Origin of the sequence: Lactococcus muris, assembly GCF_042849115.1 — a bacterium.
GTDB lineage: Bacteria > Bacillota > Bacilli > Lactobacillales > Streptococcaceae > Lactococcus > Lactococcus muris.
Map to the genome: position 1 here is coordinate 64,934 of NZ_BAAFQO010000010.1, position 23,330 is coordinate 88,263.

The window sequence follows — 23,330 nt, forward strand, 5'->3', positions numbered from 1 at the left end:
GTTTTATTTCTCCGTTATTAAGTCATTTTAGTCAAAAAGGTTTGAGAACATGTTGCGCATACGATCTACAACACCTTCTTTTTCTTCCTCAGGTTCAGCTGCTGCTTGTGTAGCTGGACGCGTTAGAACTTCTGTTTGATAGAAGTCATTCGCTTCTTCATAGTTCATCGAATCTGCGGGTTGAAGAACAGATTCTTCGTATTGAGCAGCAGGTGCAACATATGTACCGTCAGAAGTAATGGCTTGTAACACAAGTCGATCAATATCTGTACGTTCACCAACATAGTTCACAACACTAATCACTTGCGCAAACGCTGGATTACGCAAACCCATTTCGCTTGGAACAAACAGACGTGCATTCATACCAATAACTTTTGTCGCCAGATTAACTGTTCCAGGCATGGCTGCAGCGCCACCAAGCAGCACAATTCCACCGGGATAATCCAAGGAACGCGTGTTTTCCAAATCTGATTTAACACGGCTAAAAATTTGTGTCAAACGTGCTTCAATAATTTGTGAAAGATAGTATTCTGTAATTTCTTCTGGATCTGTTTGACCGACCACGTCAACTGGGAAATATTCTTCTTGACTCGCCCGTTCCGTACTGGCCTCCCCATAGTTAAGTTTTAAGTCTTCTGCTTCACTCAAGGAAGTGTTCAAGACAGTTGAAATATCACGTGTTACATAGTCGCCACCTTCTGGACTTGTATGTGCAAATTTCAGCTGTTGATCACGAACTGCTGAAACTGTGGTTTGTCCAGCACCAAGATCAATCATAACCGTGCCAAACTCACGCTCTCCTTCCGAAAGAACATAATGTGCCATAGCAAGGGGAGCAATAACAAGATTGTCTACAATCAACCCTGCACGCTCAACAACTTTACGAATGTTATGCACTAATGTTTTTGGACCTGTGTAAATAATACCACGCATGCCCAGACGTACACCAAACATTCCACGAGGATCAGAAATCCCTGTAAAATCATCAACTGTAAACTCTGTTGTTTCCACCGAAATGATTTCACGTTCTGGAACGACACCACGCATCAATGCATTTTGCACGGTTTGCATAACGTCGTCCTCTGTAATTTCTTTTGAGTTTCCGATAATAGGAACCATGCCTTGGCAGTTTTCCATTTCGAGTTGATTTGCAGGAATACTAACATTAATCCTGTCAATCGTAATTCCCGCACGTTCTTCTGCAGCGTTGACAGCTTTACGTAACGCTGTCGCGACCTTTTCAATATCTACAATGATTCCATTTTTCAGACCGTCAGATTTCGCATTTCCGACACCAATTATATTCATTTCATCTGAGACGTATTCTGCAACCAGCACTTTTATAGTATTTGTACCAATGTCAACGCCTGTATAAAGTCCACTTTTTAGCATAAAAGCGACCCCTTTCCTCACATATCACAATTCATATTTTCAATTTATTGAGTTTACACTCATCTTATATTTTAACACAAAATCACAGTAAAACAAGAGTTCAACTGTGATTTTTTTACATTATTTCCTATTTTTTTTCGCAATTGAAAAAATCGCCAGAGTTCCAGCCCCTGTATGGGTGACAATTGTTGGGCTCAAAGGGCGAATGTCAACAGTGTCAACAAGATCACGCGCCAGAACCATATTTTTAACTTCTTGAGCTGTTGCATCACTTCCAGAGTAAGCAACTGTTATACGTGGATAAGACAAATCAATTTCTTCAAGAGTCATATCAACTAAGGCTTTTATAGCCTTCTTTTTCCCACGTACTTTGGACAACTGTGTCAACTTTCCTTGAGTGTCAACAGTGAGTAAGGGCTTGATATTTGCCATAGTTCCCACCATAGCTACTGCTTTAGGAATTCGACCACCACGCGCCAGATGGTTTAAATCATCCACCATAAATAGACTGTTCAAACGTAAGATAAGGTCTCCCAAAACATCCAGTGCTTCTGGCAAACTTTTTCCAGAATCACGCAGTTTCACCATTTCTTGGACTAGGAAACCTTCGCCTGAAGCTGCGGCTAAGGTATCCACTACAGTGATTTTCGCCTCAGGATATTCTTCTAATACCATATCGCGAGCAATAACTGCCGACTGATATGTCCCTGAGAGGCCAGATGAAAAGGCCAGATAAACAATTTCCTGTTCTGGATTTTTCTTTACATAATTTTTAAACAGTTCTGTAAATTGCCCAGAATTGATTTGGGATGTTTGAACAGCTTTCCCTAACTTAATTTCACTTAAGAGATGGTCGTTATCCAAGGCATTTTCACCTACTGTTGGATAGTTTTCATCTCCAATAGTAACTGTCATCCCCAGAACTGCTATATCATTTTTTTGCAAATAGTCTTCACTCAAATCTGCTGTTGAATCTGTAATAATTCGAAAAGTCATCTTTCTCCCCTTACATTCTGTTTCTAAAAATTTCGTACATCAATACACTGGCTGCAACACTTGCATTCAAACTTTGTACATGCCCAACCATTGGAATAGTAATCATTTCGTCCACCTGTTTTTTGAGGTTTTGCCCTATACCTTTTCCTTCATTTCCAATAACTAAAGCAATTTTTCCAGAAGTATTCCATTGAGAATAAATTGTGCCATCCATATCTGTACCAAAAGTCCAGAAACCCACTTCCTTCAATTTGTTTAAGGTACGCGAAAGATTAGTTACACGCACGACAGGTATATGCTGAAGCGCTCCTGTACTCGCCTTAACAGCAGTAGGAGTGATACCAACCGATCGGTGCTTAGGAATGATAATCGCATCTACTCCCGTAGCATCAGCCGTTCGAGCAATTGAGCCAAGATTATGAGGATCTGTCAATTCATCTAAAACTAAAAATGTCACTTCTTCTTTGTCTGCAACTTCTGCTAAAAGCGTTTCCAAATCGGCATAAGAAAATTCGGCGACACGTGCGACAAAACCTTGATGCACTCCATTTTCTGAAATTTTATTTAATTCAGTTTTTGGGGTCCAAGAAATGTTCACTTTTTTTTCACGTGCCAGTTCCTTGATTTTTTCAACGTTCTTTCCACGTAATTTTTCCTCGACATAGAGTTTATTTACCACTCCTGCATTGAGCGATTCTGTCACAGCATGTAAGCCATAGACGACATCTGTATTTTCCATAATAATATTTTAGAAAAAATATCATGATCCCCTCTGTAAACAAGCACTATGACAGCTATTTGACAGAAGGTTTCACGTTTCTATTTCCCCTACTTTTCCTCCTTTTTCCAATGCTTTTGCTGAGCAGTGGTTACCCTCAAAAGTTAAGTTCATTCAGTTTGGAGTTCAAATCATGTTGCATATTTGGGGTTACGGGACTGCATACCTGCACAATCATTTTTTCATCCGAATGCCCTACACCCTCCGTAATCGCCTTAATCAGTCTATTCATCTCAACCAATAAGGAGATATGGAAATGCCTTAACATATGTATACGTAAACCCGTCAAAAACATAAATTCTAAAATTTCTGTTTTCCTGTAACATTCGGGAAGGCGATAGATGTAACCAAAAATGAGCCACATTCCCCCTCGGGCAAAACCACCTGTGACGCAGGATTATGTTTTATCTAGCCAACTTTTTGAGTGTAGGTGAACAGAAGATTATAATAAATCCGTCTTAACACTCAGGTTGTTAGAGCTAAACCCAAGACTGATATGAATTGTTGAATTGCCTTTCCCTCACTCTCTGAGATTTTCCCCCTCCCAAATTTTTCAAAACAGCGATTCTTTCCATTGTCTAATTTTTTATAAAACATCGTCCTCTCGTTTAACAAGCAGGAGAAATGTTACAAACCTTATTATAACATTTCTTACCACTTTTCTCCTCTGCTTACCCAATAATCATAAAATCCTGCATAACTTACCATGATATGCCTTCTCGGTCCAGCGCCATATTTATTATATTCTGAATTTCTTCTCATCTGGCCAATCTAGGTTTGTACTGTCTTTAGCTTGCACTCAAAAATGTTTGCCATCCATGGGCTATATAAATCTGTAACATTCTCTTCAATAGTCCCCTTTCCATACACAATAAAGTTTGTGAGCAGCGATGATTTTCTATTACTTTCGTTCTCTTCTTCGTCACCCAACTTAGTCAGAACAACAAAAAAGTCCTCAACTACTTGCAATAGTTGAGGGCTTTGGAATTGTCATAAATCTTAGAAATAGACAAGCAGAAAGACTCCCTAAAGATAGCAAAGAGAAAATTCATCTTATTAGAAACACTTGACATAAAATAAGTCTGTTTTTGCTAATCAGATTTTTATTAAAACATACTAAAACGTGGCATTCTAAACACCACGGAATATGTAATTTATTGACATTATCCTAATATCTTAATCCTTAGTTTTTCAAAGTAAGAAAATTTTATCTTTACAAGCATCAATTGTTTCTTCATCCCATAAAGAAACTTGAACTTCGCCAATATGTGCTTTACCAAGTAGTAACATACACATACGACTTTGTCCAATACCACCACCAATTGTTAATGGCAACTCATTATTAAGCACTTGCTGGTGAAAAGGATACTCTAGACGACTCTTCGCGTTAGCTTTCTCTAATTGAGTAATCAGCGCTTTGTCATCCACACGAATTCCCATACTCGATAATTCTATGGCACACCCTAAAGGCTCATGCCAGAAGAGCAAATCTCCATTTAAAGTCCAATCATCATAGTCTGGTGCTCGCTTGTCATGTGGTTCCCCATAATTTAATAAGTCACCAATTTGTAAGATAAAGGTCGTCGGATGTTCTTTAACATAAGCATTTTCTCTTTCTTTTGATGTTAAATCAGGATAAAGATCTGCTAATTCTTGACTTGTAATGAAAGAAATCTTTGTATCTATTACTGTTTCTACTTTAGGATATTTTGTATGCAAACGACTCGATGTTTCAGCGATAGCATTAACTAAATCTTGAACTGTTTCCTTTAAGTAGTCAATGGTTCGTTGCTCTTTTGAAATCACGCGTTCCCAGTCCCATTGATCCACATAAATAGAGTGAAGATTATCTAATTCTTCATCACGTCTAATCGCATTCATATCTGCGTAAAGACCGTTTCCTACATGAAAGTCATATTGTTTTAAGGCAACTCTTTTCCATTTAGCTAAAGAGTGTACAATTTCTCCATTATTATTTAGAGCTGGAACATCAAACTTTACAGGTCGTTCGCTTCCGCTTAGATTATCATTTAATCCTGACTGCTCATCAACAAAAAGCGGTGCAGATACTCTTTTTAATTTTAAACTTCCTGTGAGCGCTTCTTCAAAACAACGTTTAATAAATCCAATAGCTGTCTGTGTATCATAGACATCCAGTATGGATTTATAGCCTTTTGGAATAATGGTTTTCTCCATAAAATTTAATAACTCCTAAATAATCTTGCTGATTATTATATCATAATCGTACAGATTTATTATGATATTAACTGAAATCACTGGAAAATATCTCTGTATTAAGCATTTATAACTCGTTTGGTATCCTATACTGACATTATTCCACACTTTGTACCACACAGTCATTACTAATATCAAACTCTTTTAAAGTCCGCCTATTTATAATTGTAAATAAAAGTATAATCTCAAACAGAGAATTGATGCTTTCTAACACTGCAACAAAAAACTGCCTATTCGGGACTGTCTCTTCTGTAAAAGTCCGATTTATCCAAAATTAATAAAAATAGAACCGCACTTAAGACGATTCTATTTTTATTTTCAGGATTTTTTATTTTTTAAGCCAAAGCTCCCATTGGGTCCCATGGCAACAATACCTGTGGTTCTGCATTGTAAGCTGCAAGTTCCTCAGCAGTGAGTAAATCTTTACGGACAACGATTTGATAAGTGTACTCATCCATCCAGGCATCAGAAGCGATAAAGTAACCTTTCTTACCCACATCTTTGCCCCAAGAGTTTTCTACCTTCCACTTTGTAGGCTCACCATTTTCATCCAAGTCTACTCCAGTCAAGACCATGGCATGTGTCATCAAAGATTCTGCATAATCTAGACGTGAAGCTTTATCCTGTGTAAACTGAATGTCAAGTGCTGTGTCAAAATCATAAGCATCAAGTGTCAACAAGCCATCTTTAGTGTTAGACATCTGACCTACATCACAGCCAAACCAAACCGTTTCTCCTGCTTGCATTTGTTCAATGGCTAATTTTTTAAAGCGTTTCATGTCGAGGTTTAAATGTCTAACAGACCGAGCGCCTACCACATTACCCAGAAATTCCACTGTATAGGATTTATTGTATGGTTTATCAGCAGTTGGAGCATTGATAACAGAAACATAATCGTCAAGCTTAATGTCTACATACTTGGCATAAAATTCTTGCGCAGTGCCAGAAAATTTCTCCAATGTCTTTTCTTTATCACGGAAAGCATACTCAAAGTTTTGAGGCGGCAATCCAAGAGTCGCAGCCAAAAAGTTAAATATTTCTTGCAGCATTCCCTCTTTAAGTGCCTGAACATCTTGCCCTTTTTTCAAAGCTTCTCTCAATAGTTGAGCATCTTGACGCAGCAACTTATCCAAGTATTGATTCAACGCACGTGAGTTTGATGAAGCCACTGACTCAGGATAAATTTCTTTCGGAACAACACCGTATTTTTCAAAGAGAGCAACAACCATATCCCATTGTCCCCCATCTTGTTGAGGTGTTTGAAGCAAGAATTTCAAACGGCGATCATCCATATCTACATTATCGATAATTTGCTCCATAAACCAATTTGACTTTTCGTATTTATCCCAAAAGAAAGTGTAGGCCTGTGACAGTTCGAAATTTTCCAGTTTGTACTGCCCAATCATTTTGTGACGGAAGGTGTTCAAGGCAGCAAACATCCAGCAACGACCTGATTGTTTCTGATCGGTTACCTTGTCTTGTGTCAGGTCAATTGAGAACTCAGGAATATTATTTGCGTGTGAACTGCGCACCTCAAGTGCATTTAGAAGTCCGTTCTTAGTCATCGCATTTTCAACAGCGCGAAATTTAGGATTTTCTGCAAAGTTGTCATAGAGTTTTTGTGTAAAATCTTGCGTAAGTGTCATTTAATTTCTCTCCATTTCTACATATTAATTTTATTATTGTAACTTTTTTATAGCAAAAAAGTCAGCTAATTGCAACTTATTCTAGATTGTTCAGAAAATTTATTAATGTCTGAGCAGACTTCCGCCCCGCTTCAATGATAAATTCATCAAATTTAACACTGGCATCATGACTCGCCGTATCTGAGATGGCGCGAATAATTACGAAAGGCTTCTTCATAGCAGTTGCTGCCTGCGCAACTGAGGCCCCTTCCATTTCAACGGCAAGAACATCAGGAAAATGTTTTTTGATTTCAGCAATACGACTTTCGCTAGCAATAAAGCTGTCTGAACTTGTAATCAATCCCACGATTGGAGAATCTATAACTTTCCTTAACTCTGATACAAAGTATTTACTGCTTTCAAAATATAGGGGTTGCTGAGCCATTTGACCATAGGCATAGCCAAAAGCTGTGACATCTACATCATGATAAGCCAATCTATCAGCGACAACAATATCACCAATTTTCAAACTGTGATTCACAGCCCCCGCGGAACCAGTGTTGACAATAGCATCTACGTCAAAAATCTCAACAAGTAAGGTAACTGCTATAGCTGACATGACCTTACCAATGCCTGATTGTATTAAAACAAGCTCATGACGTCCAATCGAACCTGTATGAAAAACATAGCCATGACGTGTTATTTTGCTGTCTTTGTCCAAACTTTCTACAAGTGTACGTAGTTCTTCTTCCATCGCACAAATGATTCCTAATTTCATCCTAAACCCCTCCTTTTATTTTCTTGAGTATCAAGTATAGCTACACTTCTATTATAGTACAAAATTTTAAAATAAACCTCACAATATAATGTGAGGTTTTAAGTTTTATTTTAAAAGTAGTACCAGAAAAATAGCACACCTATTCCAATGACGACAAGTAAGGTGATAAGAAGCCATTTATTTACACGGCTACTTCTTTTTTTCTGCTTTGCATTTTCAATACGACGACTTTTATAGACAGAATTCTTAGATAAATCACGTTCAAGCTTGTCATATTTTTCTGCAAGCTCTCTGTCATTTTCTAATTCTTCCTTTAGACTTCTCTCTAAACGTCTTCTTTTCCTCTCTGCCTCTTTAATGATATCATCTGTCAAAAGTGGTTTAGGCATCTAAATCTCCTTGCGTTTTCAGATTTTGAAGCTCCCAATACCACACAGACATGATTGTTTTGACATCACAAATTTGCCCTTCTTCAATCATTATTTTTGCCTCATCTAATGTGACTTCAACCACTTCAAGAAACTCCCCTTCATCTTTAGGACGGGGATTTTCAAGCTTAGTAAGTCCACTTGGAAAATAAAGATATGTTTTTTCAGATGAAAATCCTGGTGTCCCATAAAAGCTGCTAATCTCTACGAGTTGTTCTGCCGTATATCCCGTTTCCTCTTCTAGCTCACGTAAAGCTGCAGCTTTCGGATTATCCAACTCATTATCTTCTAATTTTCCTGCAGGAACTTCAAAAATAAATTTTTCAAAAGCTTTACGGTACTGTCCCACCAATATCAATTTATCATCAATTATCGGTGCGACTGCAACGCCACCGTTGTGAAAAACCAGTTCCCTTGTTCCCATCGTATCATCGGGCAAACTGACTAAGTCCTTCACAACTTGAAAGATTTGTCCGTGAAAAATTTGCTCACGAGACAAAGTAGGTTCTTCAAACTTCTTCTCGTCAAACTCTCGCATTTTTATCTCCGTTATCTTTATTTTTTCTTAAATTACTCCCCACGAAAATGCGGCAAGCGTCGTGCTGCTCCACTCTTCTCAACTTGACGTGAACGTCCAAGAGCAATACTCTCAGGGGCAACATCTTTGGTAATTGTTGAACCTGCCGCAGTCAAAGCGTTTTTACCAACACGTAGTGGAGCAACCAATGTTGAGTTCGAACCAATAAATGCAAAATCATCAATCTCTGTAGTGTATTTATTTTGACCATCATAATTTACTGTGATTGTCCCTGCACCAAAGTTGACTTTTTCCCCAACCGTTGCATTGCCAATGTACGTAAGATGACCCGCTTTTGTTCCTTTGCCAAGCGTTGATCCTTTGATCTCCACAAAGTTACCCACATGCACATTCTCACTCAACACAGTACCTGGACGCAGATGAGCATAAGGTCCAACATTGCTCATAATATTCATCTTGCTGCTTTCTATCCATGATGACCGCACTTCGCAATGCGAATGAATTTCTGAGTCTTCAATACGACTGCCACTTGTAATTAAGGTCTTCTTACCAATCACCGTATTACCCAAGATTTGCACATTAGGCTCAATGATGGTCTCTTCACCAATTTCGATATCCGCATCAATGTAAGTTGTTTCTGGGTCGATGAGTGTTACACCATTTAGCATGTGCTGATGATTGATACGGCGACGCATAATTTTTTCAGCTTGGGCTAGAGCAACACGATCATTTACTCCCAGACTTTCATCAAAATCTTTTAGTGTATAGGCCGCAATTGTCTTGCCTTGATTTTTGAAAATTTCAATGACATCTGTAAGATAGTATTCACCTTGGGCATTGTCTGTCGTCAGATTTTTCAAAGCCGAGAAAAGTGCTCTATTGTCAAAAATGTAGGTTCCCGTGTTGATTTCTTGAATAGCTTGTTCTACTGTCGAAGCATCTTTTTGCTCTACAATCTTTTCAACAGAGCCATCTGAACTACGGACGATACGCCCATAACCTGTTGGGTCAGGGGCAATGGCCGTTAAAATCGTTGCTGTTGCTTTTTGAGTCACATGATACTCAAACAACTTCTCCAAAGTTTCACCTGTGATGAGGGGTGTATCACCCGCGATAACCAAGGTTGCTCCTTCTTCATTTTCAAGTAAATCTGATGCAATACGTACAGCATGACCCGTTCCTAACTGTTCATCTTGTTTCACAAAACTTGTGCCTTTAGGAAGAGTTTCAATCACTTTATCTGCTTCGTGACCAACGATAACGATACGTTTCTCCATATCAACTTTGCTTACATTTTTTAATACATGACCAAGCATTGTTTTCCCAGCCACATTGTGAAGAACTTTCGGTAAAGATGATTTCATCCGCGTGCCTTTGCCCGCTGCTAGTACAATTGCAAATTTTTCCATTTTATGTGGCCTCCAAAACCTGTAAAATTTCTGATTTAATACACAATAAATTATATCATATTCTAAGAATATTTCTAATTATTGTCTTTACACCTCTGAATATGCTAAAATAAGAGAAGTTTTACGATAAAGAAAATGGAGATAAGATGAAAACAATTGGTTTTATAGGTGCCGGTAAGATGGCATCTGCTATCATTGCTGGACTTGATAAGTCAAATGTTCGTGTGCTTATTTCGGGTCGTGATTTGAGAAAAACTCAAGAACAAGCGGATAAATTAGGTGTCTTTGCTAGCCCCTCACACAGTGAACTTGTAGAGCAATCTGACCTCATCGTTATGGCGGTTAAACCTCAAATTTTACCTGACGTTATGGAAGAGATTTCCCCTCATTTTACCAAAGATAAAACACTTATTTCTATCGCAGCCGGCGTTGATCTAGAAGCACTTTCAGATATGTCTAAAACGTATGATTTTCCAATTATTCGTGTTATGCCTAATATCAATGCACAGATTCAGAAGTCAACTACCGCCATTGTACGTAATGAATATGTAAGTTCAGAAATCTATCAATTAACCCAAGACATTTTCTCTTCGATTGGTACGGTGCATGAAATCGCTGAAAAAGATTTCCCGGCCTTTACGGCCATTGCTGGTTCTAGCCCAGCTTATATTTACATGTTTGTTGATGCTTTGAGCCGTGCAGGAGTGCTTCATGGCATCCCTAAGGACCAAGCTACAAAGATTGTTGCGGAAACTGTTTCTGCTTCAGCTCAAATGATTCTTGAATCCGCTGAAGGACCATGGACGTTGGTCGACAAGGTCTCAAGCCCCGGAGGAACAACCGTTGCAGGTGTTGTTTCCTTGGAACAAAATCGTTTTGTAGCTACAGTAATTGATGCAATAACTGCAACAGTCGAAAAAGAGAATACTTTAAACTGAACCCTATCTTTGTATACCGGCATGTACACGAACGCACTTTTTGATGAAAGTTGGCCATTTTAACAGAACTTGTGCTCAGCTTTTTATGGTAAAATGATACGAGAGCTTTTCCTAATTTTTCCCATACATTTGTCTTGTCTTTGCACGAACTAAACTTGTAAAAATTATAAAAATAGTGTAAGATAGAAGAGTAGTTTTTTACAACTCATTCTTGGTTTTGCGTTTTGCCTACGTTCTACTCGGAATGAGCAACAAATAAAAAGGAGAAAAACTCATGGCAATTTCAAAAGAAAAGAAACAAGAAATCATCAAGCAGTATGCACGTACTGAGGGCGACACTGGTTCACCAGAAGTCCAAATCGCTGTTTTGACTTGGGAAATCAACCACCTTAACGATCATATTAAAGCACACAAAAAAGACCACGCAACTTATCGCGGATTGATGAAAAAAATCGGTCATCGTCGTAACCTTCTTGCTTACCTTCGTAAGAAAGATGTTCAACGTTACCGTGAACTCATCGCTTCACTCGGTCTTCGTCGTTAAGATTTTAAAACTGTCTTCGGGCAGTTTTTTATTTGGGAAGATGTCAAAATCTCTAAGATGAAAAAACGCTTAACCTATGCCTAAGATTGCTGTGGTTAAGCGTTTTTTCCTTTTGTCTTTTTCTATAGCCTTACAAACATTGAACGTTTTTCCATCTTAAGGCGACTGAGTGGTTGTATTTTTACCGTCCTCTGATGAAGAGGCTTCTGATTTGCCTCCACCATTTTCTTGTTCTGGTGAAGATTCCGTTGTTTCTTTAGTTGTTTCTGAAGTTTGATTATCATTGTTATTGTTGCTGGTACTTGCTTTAGCAATTGTCAATGTAACCCTTGTGTTTTTAGGATTAAACTTGCTGCCTGGTGCAGGAGCTGTTTGTGTGACATAATAACCATTCAAGTTAGAACTTGAAACTGCGCTTGCTGTACTAGCATCCACAAAAGTAATGTTAGAAGTAGGTACACCAAGACTTTGCAACTGGTTAAGGTAACTGATTGCTGAGGTTGAACTTAAACCTCCTGAGGTATAATCAATTGCAGGCATTGTCACTGTATCTCCCTCAGATACGTCAAAACTAATTTGATCATCACCTGTTGGATCAAAGAAATTGCCCTTCGCCGGTGTTTGCTTCACTATAGTTCCCGATGGCTGCGAACTTGTGACATAGTTTATGTTAATTTGACTTTTGCTAACATTTTTATTCAGCACCAAATCATCAACAACATCCTCGTATTTCTGACCAACATAGTCGTCCATCTTGAAACCAGTCGCACCTTGAGAAACGTAAATATCTACTCTACTGCTTCTTCGAACATTCGATCCAGCAGTGGGATTTGTACGTGTAACCTTATCTTTTTCAACAGTAGAACTGAGCTCTTGAATGACATTTCCAACTTCAAGATGATTCTCTCTAAGCTTACTTTCCGCCTCTGCTTGAGTCATGTTCGTCACATCAGGCACAGATACATTTTGCGGACTTGTGATCATCCAAGCTGCGATTCCTCCCCCGATAAGTACAAGAGCGAGGATAAGCCAGCCAAATAGAGCCTTTCGTGATTTCTTCTTCTTTGGTACCTCAGGATCCGTTTTTCTTTCTTTTTCAGTCTCTTTATTGATTTTTTCTTCTTGAGTGTTATCAATTAAAGGTTTCGTATCATACGGATTGATGAGTTTACTAGGTAAGGCCTTTGTTGCATCAAGGTCTTGATCAAAAGTGAGTTTAGGTTCTCCTTTTCGATCAAGACTAGTTGCAGTAGCCAAATCAGTCATCATTTCTTCAACATTTGCATAGCGATTGTGAATATCTTTAGCAGTTGCTTTAATCACCACATTTTCTAATGCTTGCGGTACATTTTTGTTGATGTTGATAATACTTGGCACATTTTCTTGAAAATGTTTCAAAGCAATAGCCACAGCTGAATCTCCATCAAATGGAATCTGTCCCGTCAAAAGTTCAAATAGGATGATACCGATAGCATAGATGTCTGATTGTAATGTAGCATTAGCCCCACGCGCCTGCTCAGGAGATAGATAATGGACACTTCCAAACATGGTATTTGTTTGAGTTAGGCTTGTTTCAGTCAAAGCCTTAGCAATACCAAAATCAGTCACTTTGACATTACCACTCTGTGAAAGCAACACATTTTGTGGTTTTAAATCGCGGTGAATAATCCCATGATTGTGCGCACATTCCATAGCTGAAAGGATTTCTGACGTAATATTAATCGCTTCAGCATTTGATAATGGTGCATGCTCATTGATGTATTGTTTCAGTGTCATGCCATCAACATATTCCATAACGATATATTGTTGATTTTCCGACTCTCCGACATCAGATATACTGACAATATTAGGATGCGATAACTCAGCCATTGCAAATGCTTCTCTTTGAAAACGTGCAATGGCAATGTTATCATTCTCAAAGTTTGAACGTAAAACTTTAATGGCTACTTGACGATTATCAAGGTACATATCCTCCCCTTGATAAACGTTCGCCATTCCTCCGCGACCAACTTCTTTGATAATTTTATAGCGTTCTGCGAAGATTTTTCCGATTTGTATCATCAGCCGGCCTCCACATCTTCATTCACCATTGCTGGTTGAGCATCAATTTTCACCAAAATTACTGTGATATTGTCGTGGCCCCCTGCCTCATTTGCAAGGTTAACGAGTGTTCTTGTCTTTTCTTCTATGCTGACATCAGAGTAAACAACCTCTAAAATCTCTTCTGGAGAAATCATGTTTGTCAGCCCGTCAGAATTCATCAAAAGATAATCACCAGCTTGAACATCTACAGCTTGTAAATCTGCTTGAACCTCTGCTGATTGACCAAGAGAACGCGTAATGATATTTTTGTTGGGATGCATTTCAGCCTCCTCCTCAGTAATCTGACCCGCATCTACTAACTCTTGTACCAAAGAGTGATCTGTCGTTATTTTCTGTAATTCGCCATCGCGAATCAAATAGGTGCGGCTGTCACCAACGTGAGCTGAAATAATTTTTTCCTCTTGCACTGCCAAAGCTTCAAGAGTTGTTCCCATCCCTTGATACTCATCGAGTTTTCCTAAGTTTGCAATATTCTCGCTTTCATTGCGAATTTGGTTGCGCAACCAAGTCTCCAGCGTTGACACTGGTGTGCCATCATCAAAAAATGATTCTTCCCACAGTTTCCCTAAATCTTCAACTGTTAGTTTACTGGCGACATTTCCTGCCTTATGTCCGCCCATACCGTCTGCTAAAAGAAACAGACGATAACCTGCACGATTGACATAAGTACCAGCAAAATCTTGATTGGCAGTACGTTTCATACCAATGTCTGATAAAATACTATATTCCACTTTTGCTCCTTATAAAAGAATTAAAGTTTTCTGAATTTCGCAATAAAGAAACCATCTGTATGGTACATCTCCGGTGTGATAAAAATACAGCCTTCTTTGATGATGTCTTCTTTTTCATGCGAGATCTCAACCTGTTCAAATTCTGGATGAGCTTCGAGGAATTTCTTAACGACCTCAAAGTTCTCTTCATCAAAAATTGTGCAGGTACTGTAGACCATTATACCATTTTTCTTTAGCTTTTTCGAAGCACTGTCCAATATTTTTAATTGAATTTCCTGCAAATTAAGAAAATCCGAACTTTCTTTACGATAGCGAATGTCAGGTTTACGGCGAATTAAGCCAATACCAGAACAGGGTGCATCAACCAAGATACGGTCAAAGTCCGCATCATCTGCAAAACGTTCTGCGATTTGAGTAGCATCTGCTTTAACGGTTGTAATTTTCTCCCAAACCCCTTGACGTTCTGCATTGTCTTCGATAAGTTTCAGTTTATGGTCATACAAATCACAGGCCACAACATGACCCGTATCCAGATATTGTGCAATATGCGTCGTTTTTCCACCAGGAGCAGCACAAGCATCAAGCACACGCTCACTCCCCCTTAGTTCAAGTTGGGGCGCTACTAATTGACTTGTTTCATCCTGAATCGTGAATTTCCCCTCCATGAATTCTGGTGTATGTGAAAAATGTCCATGCTCCGCAACACGTCCAACAGGAGAAAGCTTTGAAGCACTGGTACCAGGAAGGATGACATTTGGATCAATCATACGGAGACTTGCCTTGCTTGGCTTTTCTAAACTTTCGAGAATCTGGCCTGTGCGTTTCCCTCCAAACTGTCTAACCATTTTATCTAATAAAAGTTTAGGCATTGAATATTTAATTTCCCAAGTTTTGGGTTCTTCATTTTTTCGTTCTGAACGCATAAAATGGCGCAGAACAGCGTTGACAAAGTTCCCTGCTTGCTGTCCGTCTTTACGTTTAGCAATTTTTACCGCCTCATCAACAGCTGCTGAGGTCGGCACCTTATCCATAAAAAGGATTTGGTATATCGTCATGATCAAAAGCATCTTAGCCCAAGGCTTTGGTGCTTTTTTTAAGAAGGGCTCTAAATACCATTCCAACAGTCCTTTTTTAGAAACCACACCATAGACCAAAGCTGTTACAAAATGACGATCCAAGTCCGAAAGATCTGCCTCACGTAAAGTTCTATCTAAGGCAATATTGGCATAGGCATCATTTCCAAAAATGTCATTGAGCACATCAAGTGCGACTTGTCTTGCATTATTTGCCAAACTGATCACCTATACTTACTTTCTGTCCCAAACCATTGAGAAAACTTACGATATCCATCTTCGGTTTTCCGGCAGGCTGTACTTCAAGAAGCTCTAAAGCTCCTGAACCTGTTGCTACCAAAAGTGTTTTTTTTGTTTTATCAATGATTTCACCAGGATGTCCGTGCTTGTCCGTGTTGACTGGCCGGCTATCGTAAATTTTAAAACGTCCTTCGTTCCATGTTGTGTGTGCTACTGGGAAAGGATTCATCCCCCGAATTTGATTAAAGATTTGACGGTTGCTTTTTGTCCAATCAATTTTTTCTTCTTCTGGACTTATATTGGGCGAAAATGTCGCTTGACTTTCATCTTGCGCTTGCGGTTTGATTTCGCCAGCAACATACAGGGGAAGCGTTTCGAGGAGAAGGTCACGGCCTACAAGGGCTAATTTTTCAAACATTGTGCCCACGTTATCTTCTTCTAAAATAGGAATAGAAGCTTTAGCGACCATATCCCCTGCATCCATTTTTCTAACCATTTCCATAATGGTTACACCTGCTTCTTTCTCACCGTTCATAATTGCATAATGGATAGGAGCTCCACCACGGTATTTAGGCAGCAGGGAGGCGTGAACATTGACTGCAAAAGACATGGCATCGAGCAATTTCCCAGGCAAAAATTGACCAAAAGCTGCCGTTACAATCCCTGCGCCCTGTGAGCCAAAGGCCATAAGTTCTTCCATCTCGGGAGAGCCCGATAATTTTTCTGGTTGTAAAATTTTCAAGCCTGCTTGAAGCGCCAACTCTTTCACTGGAGTTTGACGCAATTCTTGCTTACGTCCCACCTTACGATCAGGTTGTGTGACAACGGCTAAAATCTCATACTTTTGGCTATCAATTAAACCTTTCAAAACGGTTTGTGAAAACTGGGGAGTTCCCATAAAAATTATTTTTGTTTTTTTCATCGTGTCATTTTACACAGCAACTCTATCCTTTCTTGTCAGTCTTCTTTTAAATCTCCTGAACTGACGTCTAAGAAAAAATAGAGCTTCTGTACTTTTCATCCTCCTGTTTTACGTCTCATATAACTTTTTAAGTAAAGTGTCTGTCATTAATTATAACACTTTCTTAACTTCTATTTCTTTTCACATGCCTAATTCACAAAAAAGTATAGGGAATAAAAATATAAACAAGCTAGATCGAACAGAAAGAGTGGGCTCCTATTCCTCGCCTAAAATCATTTGTGCTTTTCATCCTCAATTTCTGCTAATTTCTTCTTAATTTCTTGTATAACAAAGGCTCTAGCAGCTTCATCTTCTACAAAATCATATTTATCTCCATCAATTTGCATTTTAGGACAACTATTGAAGGAGGCAAACCATTTTTCATATCTTACATTCAGCTCTTTGTAGTACTCATACAGTGAGGAATCATAGTCTAACTGTTCAAATTCCCGCCCACGTTTTTGTATCCGTTCCAACATCTTCTCAAAAGATACACTGACATGAACCAAAAGATCTGGACCTTTCTTAAAAGTTAGGTTCTCGATTTCTTTTAACATGTGTTTTAATAAAGAGTCATAAACCTCTACTTCGATTGCTGTAGCCCGACCTAAATCTGCATTCAGATGAAAAAGTAAACTGTCTTCATAAATAGAGCGATCCAAAACATTATTGTCATGCAGAAGTGCGCTTTTTATTGACTCAAATCTCTTGTTCAAAAAATAAATTTGCAGTAGAAAAGCATACTTTTGTGGCTCTCGATAGAACAGAGGCAGAACCTCATTGTCCTCTACACTTTCATAAAAAGCTTCTGTCCCCAACTCTTCTGCCAGCATCTTGGTAAGTGAACTTTTGCCAGCTCCAATCGTTCCAGCTAATACTATCACTGTCATTTTGCCTTCCTGTATTTCCCCCTTTGTATCAAAATATTCATATCGAAAAAATGCAACCTCCACCCAGCAAACGAATTTTTTCTTGCATTAATATCTGAAAAACGCCCCAAAGCACAAATGCTCCATATCATGCTTTAAGGCGTTTTTATTATAACACACTAACAGATACCCTCCCTCATTTAGAAAGGCAGCTGTGAAAACTGACTGAAATAGATTCTTCTCCTCACTTTGTAGTGTGCAGCTAAGATAATTTATCCTTTTTACACAAAGCTTTGAGGCTCACTGTCAATTAAAACACGTAAATTTTTATTTTCTCGTTTTTGTGTTAAATCAAGAACCTGATTCAAGACTTCTTCTAGTTGAGCCTCAAAGCGATATTTCACCAGTATCTGATAATGATACAGATTATGAGTACGCGCAATAGGTTTGGGAGTCGGTCCTAAAACCTTAGCCTTATCTGATAGCTTCCCTTTCACCAAACTTGCAATTTCATAAGCTTTTTTGGCTACGATATCTTCATCCTTGTGACTCACCAAAATCTGTACAGTAAAATAATAGGGAGGATAAGCTAACTGTTGACGGTAATACATTTCTTGACGGTAAAAAGCTTCGTAATCCTGAGCTGCGACTAATTTAACCGCATAATGTCCCGGATTAAAGGTCTGAATGATAACCTCTCCTTTTTTATTTGCACGACCTGCACGTCCCGCAACTTGCATCAGCAGCTGAAAGCTTCGTTCGCTGGCGCGAAAGTCGGGCAAATTTAATCCTGTATCCGCATTAATCACTCCGACCAAGGTCACATTAGGAAAGTCCAAACCTTTAGCAATCATCTGCGTTCCTAGAAGTACATCAGCAGCATGTTCTCCAAACTTTCTTAAAATCTTTTCATGCGCATTCTTTGTCTTTGTTGTGTCCACATCCATTCGTAAAATACGTAGTTCTGGAAGCAGCTTTTCTAGTTCTTCCTGAACCTTCTGAGTCCCTGAACCATAATAGCGAATTTTGCGACCGTTACAGTTGGGACAAACTTGTGGAATCGCCTCTTGATGACCACAGTAATGACAATTTAACGTCTTTGTATCCATATGTAGAGTTAAAGAAATGTCACAGTTAGGGCACCCAACCACAAAACCACAATCTCTACACATTACAAAAGAACTGTAGCCTCGGCGATTGAGCATTAAAATAACTTGTTCTTTTCGCTCAACCTTCTCCCGAATTTTTTCCAAAAGAATATCCGAAAAATTGGCTGACTGATCGCTAAGGTGGCTCCGCATATCTACGATTTGTACCTCAGGCAAGAGTGCTTGTTCGTTTGCACGGTGTTTAAGCGTTAACAAGTGATAAACCCCTTTTTGTGCACGCGCTCGGCTTTCTAAGCTTGGTGTGGCAGAACCCAGAATCACACGCGCTTGATGATATTTCGCACGCAACAGCGCAACATCTCTTGCATGATAACGTGGGTTAGAATCCTGTTTATAACTCGTTTCATGTTCCTCATCAATGATGATTACTCCAATATTTTCCAAAGGAACAAAAATTGCGGAACGTGCCCCCACAACAACTTGTGCATGGCCTTCCTTTATCTTGCGCCACTCGTCATATTTTTCCCCATCTGATAAGCCAGAATGCATGATGGCAACTTTTTCCCCAAAACGGGCAATGAAGCGGTTGGACATTTGTGGTGTTAGCGCAATCTCCGGAACCAGCATAATCGCTGTCTTTCCCTCTCTTAGTGTATGCTCAATCACCTGCAAATAAATCTCCGTTTTCCCTGAGCCTGTCACACCCTCAAGCAAAAATGGTTTGTCTGCAGACTCAATGATGGCATTAAAGGCAAGCGCTTGTTCTTCATTTAGAACTTTGGACTTATCAGGGGTTACAGCCTCAAACATGGCTGCTGTTCTAGAGACTTCCTTTTGCGTTACCTCTACAAGCTCATTATCCACAAAATACTTGATGACAGCAGAGGAGAAAGGAAGGTCTTTCTGACGAATCATCTCTTCTTGATTCAAAAGATAGCTTTTCAATTCGGCGCGCTTTTTTGCTGCCTTACCGATTTTAAAGTCAGCCAATTTTGCACTGGCTTTCACGTATTTTTCTATTTTTTTATTTTCTTTAGACCTTGCAGAGTAACTTACTTTCAAATGTCCTGACTTGACTTCTTTCAAAGCCTCTATTTTTTGACTTTCGTTCAGTAAGCTCCATTTCCTTTGAATTCCCTCTGAATCTGTTAGGATTTTATCGTAACTTGAATTAAGGAGATTAGGCAGCATCGCTTTTAGACAAGAGATTTTATATGAGAAAACAGTATGTCGCATTTCATCCGCTAATCTCAGTTGTTCTGCTGTCAAAACCGGTTCTACATCTAAAAGCTCTGCAATTTCCTTAAGCTCTGAATCTTCTTCCTCTGAAAAATCAATAACAATCCCTTGAACCAAACGGTTCGCTGTACCAAAAGGAACATGAACACGCATCCCTGTTTCAATCAGATTTTCTAAGTTTCTAGGAATTGCATAAGAAAATGGCTTATCTGTCTGCATCAGAGGAACATCTACAATAATTTTAGCCGTTTTTTTCAACATTTTTCTCCTCTGCTTTTGTCTTTTCTACGCGAATCTAATATATAAATTATAACAAAAAGATAAGAACACGTGTAAACTTTAGATTGTTGAAAAAAGCTTTCAAAAGTTTTAAATCCAAACCTTTGAAAGCTTTTTCTATACCTGTTATTCTGCTGCCGCAGCTGCAGCTTTGGCTGCACGATTTCCTTTTTGTTTTGCTTCTTCCTCAGCCTCTTCCTTAGCGATCTGTTCGCGAATAAGCTTTTCAGCCATCTTTTGTTGAAGACGTTCAAGTTCACGCTTTTCTTTCAATGTTTCACGCTTTGCATCTAGCGAAGGGTGGATGGTTACTCTACCTTCAGCAATTTCTTCCAAAGCCTGTAACGTACGTTTAACAGATTTGAATTCCATCGTAGGACGTTCACCGTCACGCAACTCATGCGCACGTTTTGCTTCCAAAACGACAAGTGAATATTTTGAATCTACATTTTGTAGCAATTTATCAATTGAAGGTTCTAACATCATATCAGTTTCCTCTTTCCTCTTTTTATAGGTTATTTAGATTATGCCAGTAAGCACTCCTGTGAGTTGACACCCCTTATATTGGTTATCTAAACGTTTTCATCCAATTTATCAATCATATGCGCATAACGCTCCATTACACGATCCACACGGTAGTGTTCGGCCTCGATAATCTTAATGACACGTTCAGCAGCAAGTTCAACTTTGTCATTAACTACAGCATAATCATACTCACTCATTAAACGAATTTCTTCTTTAGCTTTTTTCATCCGATTATTAATAACTTCAGCGCTATCTGTGCCACGCCCAACAAGTCGGCCGCGTAATTCTTCCAAGTCTGGAGGAGTCAAGAAAATAAATACACCATCTGGAACCTTCTCCTTCACTTGAAGCGCACCTTGAACCTCAATTTCAAGGAAAACATCTTTGCCTTCGTCTAAAGTTTGATTGACATAGGTCAAGGGTGTGCCATAATAATTTCCTACATATTCAGCATATTCTAGCATTTCCCCTTTACGAATCATTTCTTCAAACTCCTCGCGCGTACGGAAATAATAATCTTTTCCATCCACTTCACCAGGTCGCTGTGGACGCGTTGTCATTGAGACAGAGTAATCAAAGTTATTTTCATTTTCAAAAATTTTCGCACGGACAGTACCTTTTCCAACTCCTGAAGGACCAGAAAAGACAATTAATAAACCACGTTCAGGCATCTCTTTAACCTCACTTATTGTTTACAATCTATTCTAGCAAAGTCTAGACGCCACATCCACTTTGTGTAACAAAATGTAATTTTTATTAATTCAATTGTAACATATCACTTTGAATTATAAAAGCTGCATGGGTTAGCACTAGCACCATTCCTTAAACAGCACAATAGGACTTTCAAATTATAAAAGAAAAAAGCGATTGTGTAAGTCTTACACAGTCGCCTCGCTCCATAGGGTTAGAATTTTAGATTCACTCGTTACACCACAGCAGAACTTATGATTACAGTTTAACTCAAAGTCAGCACACGTCAAATACAACATTCATCCATCAAAATACAGCTACTCTAGATTTTTCAGCAGTAGTTTAGCCACCGCTCTACCTGACATCGGATTTTGACCTGTAATCAGCTGTCCATCTTGTACTGCAAATGATGCAAATGGGCGCTTTTTAACAAAATGAGCACCTCTTTTTTTACTTTCTCTCTCCGTTCCAAATGGTACGCGCTTATTTTTTCCACTCAACAGTTCTTCAAGTTGCGTAAACCCTGTAAGTGTTCTATGTGCAATTAAAAATTCATCATTAGATGTTTTCAAATTAAGCAAGCCGCAAACACCATGGCATACTGAAGTGACATAACCGCCGCTCTGATAAATTTTTTCTGCTATGTTTTGGAGTTCTTGATTATCTGGGAAGTCAAAAATTACACCATGTCCACCAGTATAATAGATCGCAGCATATTGCTCAGGTTTAATCTGATCTGGATGAAGTGAATGGGATAAGGCACGCCTCTGAAAATCAACTGAGCTGTAGACTTCAAATGTTTCACTATCCGCATAAAAGGATTTCAAACTTCTTGGGTCAATTGGCACGTATCCGCCTAGTGGACTAACATAATCTACTTGATAGCCTGCTTTTTGTACTTCACTTACAAACTCCGTTGCTTCAGCTAGCCATAAGCCTGTAGCTTCATGAGTTGTAGGAAATTTATTTACATTTGTTAATACGATTAATATTTTTTTCATTTCTTTTCCTGCTTTATAGGTATAGAGGTACAGCTTTAAACTGCAGTTAAATTCTTGATTGAAATTTTTCTATCGAAGAATCCCCAGCGATCATTCCTCTTGATTGACAAAGTCTGCGACTTCTCTCAGCAATAAAATTTTTTGGTTTCATAGAGCGGTGTCCGACTTGTCCGCCCTTTTCGCGCACTCATCTTTAGTTTAGCTGTACTTTTACTTACTGCATAGCATTCAGTAGAGCTCTTAACCTCACGATAAAACTGCGAGCTATTGATAAATCAATAGCTTCTGGCAGTTATTTTATCACTGCCCAACTTTTTCACTGTATCTAAAAGGCCCGAGACATCCTACAGCATCTTCAAAAACCTTTTCTGTGATTTATCTGAATGATAACCCAGATGCGCATAAAATTCATGTGCCTGTCTACGCTTATCTGAAGAATTTAAGCGTATCCCCCACAGGTTTCTTCGTTTAGCTTCTCTCTCCAGCTCCAACAGTAAGGCCTTGCCCACGCCTTGATTTTCATGTCCCTTAGCGACTGCGAGTCCTAAGATGTTAAACATGGGTTCAGAATAAATACTCTCGTACAACTCAGCGTGAATATAGCCCATTGGAACTGCGCTTCCATAAACCCTGATAAAGTGGTTTTCCTTATCTGCGGTTAATTTTTCCAGCTGTTTTGCTAGCAATTCAGCGGAAACCTCATAACCTAATTGCTCAGCAGTAATATCTCTTAAATGCTTTGCATCCGCTACCGTTGCTTCTCTGATTAACTTTTTTTCCTCTAAATCATTCATTTTGAAACCCTCTTTCCAATTCAAATAAATTCCAGATAAGTCTACGTCTCCCTAT

22 protein-coding genes are annotated in these 23,330 nt (G+C 38.9%); 2 read left to right on the forward strand and 20 right to left on the reverse strand.

Annotated elements, in window-relative coordinates; all coding sequences use genetic code 11:
* Window positions 1-27 precede the first annotated feature (27 nt).
* The 10 genes from ftsA to glmU all read right to left on the reverse strand — a co-directional run bounded on the left by ftsA (window position 28) and on the right by glmU (window position 10,179).
* Window positions 28-1,392, reverse strand: a complete 1,365-nt coding sequence (gene ftsA / locus ACGHCK_RS07230; RefSeq protein WP_251420714.1) for a cell division protein FtsA — start codon at window positions 1,390-1,392, stop codon at window positions 28-30.
* A 120-nt stretch (window positions 1,393-1,512) separates the two neighbouring features.
* Window positions 1,513-2,388 (reverse strand): DegV family protein, encoded by an 876-nt coding sequence (locus ACGHCK_RS07235; protein ID WP_251420716.1) that lies wholly within the window; start codon window positions 2,386-2,388, stop codon window positions 1,513-1,515.
* Window positions 2,389-2,398: 10 nt separating this feature from the next.
* Entirely contained in the window at window positions 2,399-3,127 is a 729-nt protein-coding gene (gene rlmB / locus ACGHCK_RS07240; RefSeq protein ID WP_202231288.1) for a 23S rRNA (guanosine(2251)-2'-O)-methyltransferase RlmB, read from the reverse strand.
* A gap of 136 nt (window positions 3,128-3,263) precedes the next feature.
* Window positions 3,264-3,530 (reverse strand): site-specific integrase, encoded by a 267-nt coding sequence (locus ACGHCK_RS07245; RefSeq protein WP_237460006.1) that lies wholly within the window; start codon window positions 3,528-3,530, stop codon window positions 3,264-3,266.
* A gap of 827 nt (window positions 3,531-4,357) precedes the next feature.
* Complete coding sequence (gene asnA / locus ACGHCK_RS07250) at window positions 4,358-5,362, reverse strand: aspartate--ammonia ligase (RefSeq protein ID WP_251420717.1); 1,005 nt, start codon at window positions 5,360-5,362, stop codon at window positions 4,358-4,360.
* A gap of 374 nt (window positions 5,363-5,736) precedes the next feature.
* Window positions 5,737-7,047, reverse strand: coding sequence for an aminopeptidase C (pepC, locus tag ACGHCK_RS07255; protein WP_251420719.1), 1,311 nt, complete (start codon window positions 7,045-7,047; stop codon window positions 5,737-5,739).
* 76 nt (window positions 7,048-7,123) lie between these two features.
* On the reverse strand, window positions 7,124-7,804 hold the full coding sequence (locus ACGHCK_RS07260) for a 5'-methylthioadenosine/adenosylhomocysteine nucleosidase (protein WP_251420721.1): 681 nt from the start codon (window positions 7,802-7,804) through the stop codon (window positions 7,124-7,126).
* A gap of 110 nt (window positions 7,805-7,914) precedes the next feature.
* On the reverse strand, window positions 7,915-8,193 hold the full coding sequence (macP, locus tag ACGHCK_RS07265; RefSeq protein WP_251420724.1) for a cell wall synthase accessory phosphoprotein MacP: 279 nt from the start codon (window positions 8,191-8,193) through the stop codon (window positions 7,915-7,917).
* Complete coding sequence (locus tag ACGHCK_RS07270) at window positions 8,186-8,770, reverse strand: NUDIX hydrolase (protein ID WP_271328010.1); 585 nt, start codon at window positions 8,768-8,770, stop codon at window positions 8,186-8,188. The genes macP and ACGHCK_RS07270 overlap by 8 nt, the downstream gene beginning before the upstream one ends.
* Before the next feature lie 32 nt (window positions 8,771-8,802).
* On the reverse strand, window positions 8,803-10,179 hold the full coding sequence (glmU, locus tag ACGHCK_RS07275; RefSeq protein WP_202231282.1) for a bifunctional UDP-N-acetylglucosamine diphosphorylase/glucosamine-1-phosphate N-acetyltransferase GlmU: 1,377 nt from the start codon (window positions 10,177-10,179) through the stop codon (window positions 8,803-8,805).
* A gap of 146 nt (window positions 10,180-10,325) precedes the next feature.
* Here glmU and proC point away from each other — a divergent pair, with 146 nt between their 5' ends.
* On the forward strand, window positions 10,326-11,117 hold the full coding sequence (gene proC, locus ACGHCK_RS07280; protein WP_202231281.1) for a pyrroline-5-carboxylate reductase: 792 nt from the start codon (window positions 10,326-10,328) through the stop codon (window positions 11,115-11,117).
* A 274-nt stretch (window positions 11,118-11,391) separates the two neighbouring features.
* Window positions 11,392-11,661, forward strand: coding sequence for a 30S ribosomal protein S15 (gene rpsO, locus ACGHCK_RS07285; protein ID WP_202231280.1), 270 nt, complete (start codon window positions 11,392-11,394; stop codon window positions 11,659-11,661).
* Window positions 11,662-11,817: 156 nt separating this feature from the next.
* On the opposite strand, the gene pknB is transcribed toward rpsO, so the two are convergent.
* The 10 genes from pknB to ACGHCK_RS07335 form a co-directional block, all read right to left on the reverse strand.
* Window positions 11,818-13,722, reverse strand: a complete 1,905-nt coding sequence (gene pknB, locus ACGHCK_RS07290; RefSeq protein WP_251420726.1) for a Stk1 family PASTA domain-containing Ser/Thr kinase — start codon at window positions 13,720-13,722, stop codon at window positions 11,818-11,820.
* Window positions 13,722-14,495 carry a Stp1/IreP family PP2C-type Ser/Thr phosphatase gene (locus ACGHCK_RS07295; protein ID WP_251420728.1) on the reverse strand — a complete coding sequence of 258 codons (774 nt, stop codon included), beginning with the start codon at window positions 14,493-14,495 and terminating at the stop codon, window positions 13,722-13,724. Before ACGHCK_RS07295 ends, pknB begins: the two co-directional genes overlap by 1 nt.
* 20 nt (window positions 14,496-14,515) lie before the next feature.
* Window positions 14,516-15,787: a 16S rRNA (cytosine(967)-C(5))-methyltransferase RsmB gene (rsmB, locus tag ACGHCK_RS07300; RefSeq protein ID WP_251420730.1), complete on the reverse strand. Its 1,272-nt coding sequence runs from the start codon at window positions 15,785-15,787 to the stop codon at window positions 14,516-14,518.
* Window positions 15,777-16,730 (reverse strand): methionyl-tRNA formyltransferase, encoded by a 954-nt coding sequence (gene fmt / locus ACGHCK_RS07305; protein WP_251420733.1) that lies wholly within the window; start codon window positions 16,728-16,730, stop codon window positions 15,777-15,779. Before fmt ends, rsmB begins: the two co-directional genes overlap by 11 nt.
* Window positions 16,731-17,002: 272 nt before the next feature.
* Window positions 17,003-17,659, reverse strand: coding sequence for a deoxynucleoside kinase (locus ACGHCK_RS07310; RefSeq protein ID WP_251420739.1), 657 nt, complete (start codon window positions 17,657-17,659; stop codon window positions 17,003-17,005).
* A gap of 260 nt (window positions 17,660-17,919) precedes the next feature.
* Window positions 17,920-20,247: a primosomal protein N' gene (locus tag ACGHCK_RS07315; protein WP_202231426.1), complete on the reverse strand. Its 2,328-nt coding sequence runs from the start codon at window positions 20,245-20,247 to the stop codon at window positions 17,920-17,922.
* Between the two features lie 144 nt (window positions 20,248-20,391).
* Window positions 20,392-20,751, reverse strand: a complete 360-nt coding sequence (gene rpoZ / locus ACGHCK_RS07320; protein WP_271328011.1) for a DNA-directed RNA polymerase subunit omega — start codon at window positions 20,749-20,751, stop codon at window positions 20,392-20,394.
* 86 nt (window positions 20,752-20,837) lie between these two features.
* Window positions 20,838-21,461 (reverse strand): guanylate kinase, encoded by a 624-nt coding sequence (gmk, locus tag ACGHCK_RS07325; RefSeq protein ID WP_202231424.1) that lies wholly within the window; start codon window positions 21,459-21,461, stop codon window positions 20,838-20,840.
* Between the two features lie 336 nt (window positions 21,462-21,797).
* On the reverse strand, window positions 21,798-22,481 hold the full coding sequence (locus ACGHCK_RS07330) for a type 1 glutamine amidotransferase domain-containing protein (protein WP_251420735.1): 684 nt from the start codon (window positions 22,479-22,481) through the stop codon (window positions 21,798-21,800).
* 344 nt (window positions 22,482-22,825) lie between these two features.
* Complete coding sequence (locus ACGHCK_RS07335; protein ID WP_251420737.1) at window positions 22,826-23,275, reverse strand: GNAT family N-acetyltransferase; 450 nt, start codon at window positions 23,273-23,275, stop codon at window positions 22,826-22,828.
* Window positions 23,276-23,330 lie beyond the last annotated feature (55 nt).

Coding starts and splice junctions, on each gene's coding strand:
- ftsA (WP_251420714.1), bottom strand. CDS start 1,392: ATGCTAAAAAGTGGACTTTATACAGGCGTTGACATTGGTACAAATACT.
- ACGHCK_RS07235 (WP_251420716.1), bottom strand. CDS start 2,388: ATGACTTTTCGAATTATTACAGATTCAACAGCAGATTTGAGTGAAGAC.
- rlmB (WP_202231288.1), bottom strand. CDS start 3,127: ATGGAAAATACAGATGTCGTCTATGGCTTACATGCTGTGACAGAATCG.
- ACGHCK_RS07245 (WP_237460006.1), bottom strand. CDS start 3,530: ATGTGGCTCATTTTTGGTTACATCTATCGCCTTCCCGAATGTTACAGG.
- asnA (WP_251420717.1), bottom strand. CDS start 5,362: ATGGAGAAAACCATTATTCCAAAAGGCTATAAATCCATACTGGATGTC.
- pepC (WP_251420719.1), bottom strand. CDS start 7,047: ATGACACTTACGCAAGATTTTACACAAAAACTCTATGACAACTTTGCA.
- ACGHCK_RS07260 (WP_251420721.1), bottom strand. CDS start 7,804: ATGAAATTAGGAATCATTTGTGCGATGGAAGAAGAACTACGTACACTT.
- macP (WP_251420724.1), bottom strand. CDS start 8,193: ATGCCTAAACCACTTTTGACAGATGATATCATTAAAGAGGCAGAGAGG.
- ACGHCK_RS07270 (WP_271328010.1), bottom strand. CDS start 8,770: ATGCGAGAGTTTGACGAGAAGAAGTTTGAAGAACCTACTTTGTCTCGT.
- glmU (WP_202231282.1), bottom strand. CDS start 10,179: ATGGAAAAATTTGCAATTGTACTAGCAGCGGGCAAAGGCACGCGGATG.
- proC (WP_202231281.1), top strand. CDS start 10,326: ATGAAAACAATTGGTTTTATAGGTGCCGGTAAGATGGCATCTGCTATC.
- rpsO (WP_202231280.1), top strand. CDS start 11,392: ATGGCAATTTCAAAAGAAAAGAAACAAGAAATCATCAAGCAGTATGCA.
- pknB (WP_251420726.1), bottom strand. CDS start 13,722: ATGATACAAATCGGAAAAATCTTCGCAGAACGCTATAAAATTATCAAA.
- fmt (WP_251420733.1), bottom strand. CDS start 16,730: ATGAAAAAAACAAAAATAATTTTTATGGGAACTCCCCAGTTTTCACAA.
- ACGHCK_RS07310 (WP_251420739.1), bottom strand. CDS start 17,659: ATGACAGTGATAGTATTAGCTGGAACGATTGGAGCTGGCAAAAGTTCA.
- ACGHCK_RS07315 (WP_202231426.1), bottom strand. CDS start 20,247: ATGTTGAAAAAAACGGCTAAAATTATTGTAGATGTTCCTCTGATGCAG.
- rpoZ (WP_271328011.1), bottom strand. CDS start 20,751: ATGATGTTAGAACCTTCAATTGATAAATTGCTACAAAATGTAGATTCA.
- gmk (WP_202231424.1), bottom strand. CDS start 21,461: ATGCCTGAACGTGGTTTATTAATTGTCTTTTCTGGTCCTTCAGGAGTT.
- ACGHCK_RS07330 (WP_251420735.1), bottom strand. CDS start 22,481: ATGAAAAAAATATTAATCGTATTAACAAATGTAAATAAATTTCCTACA.
- ACGHCK_RS07335 (WP_251420737.1), bottom strand. CDS start 23,275: ATGAATGATTTAGAGGAAAAAAAGTTAATCAGAGAAGCAACGGTAGCG.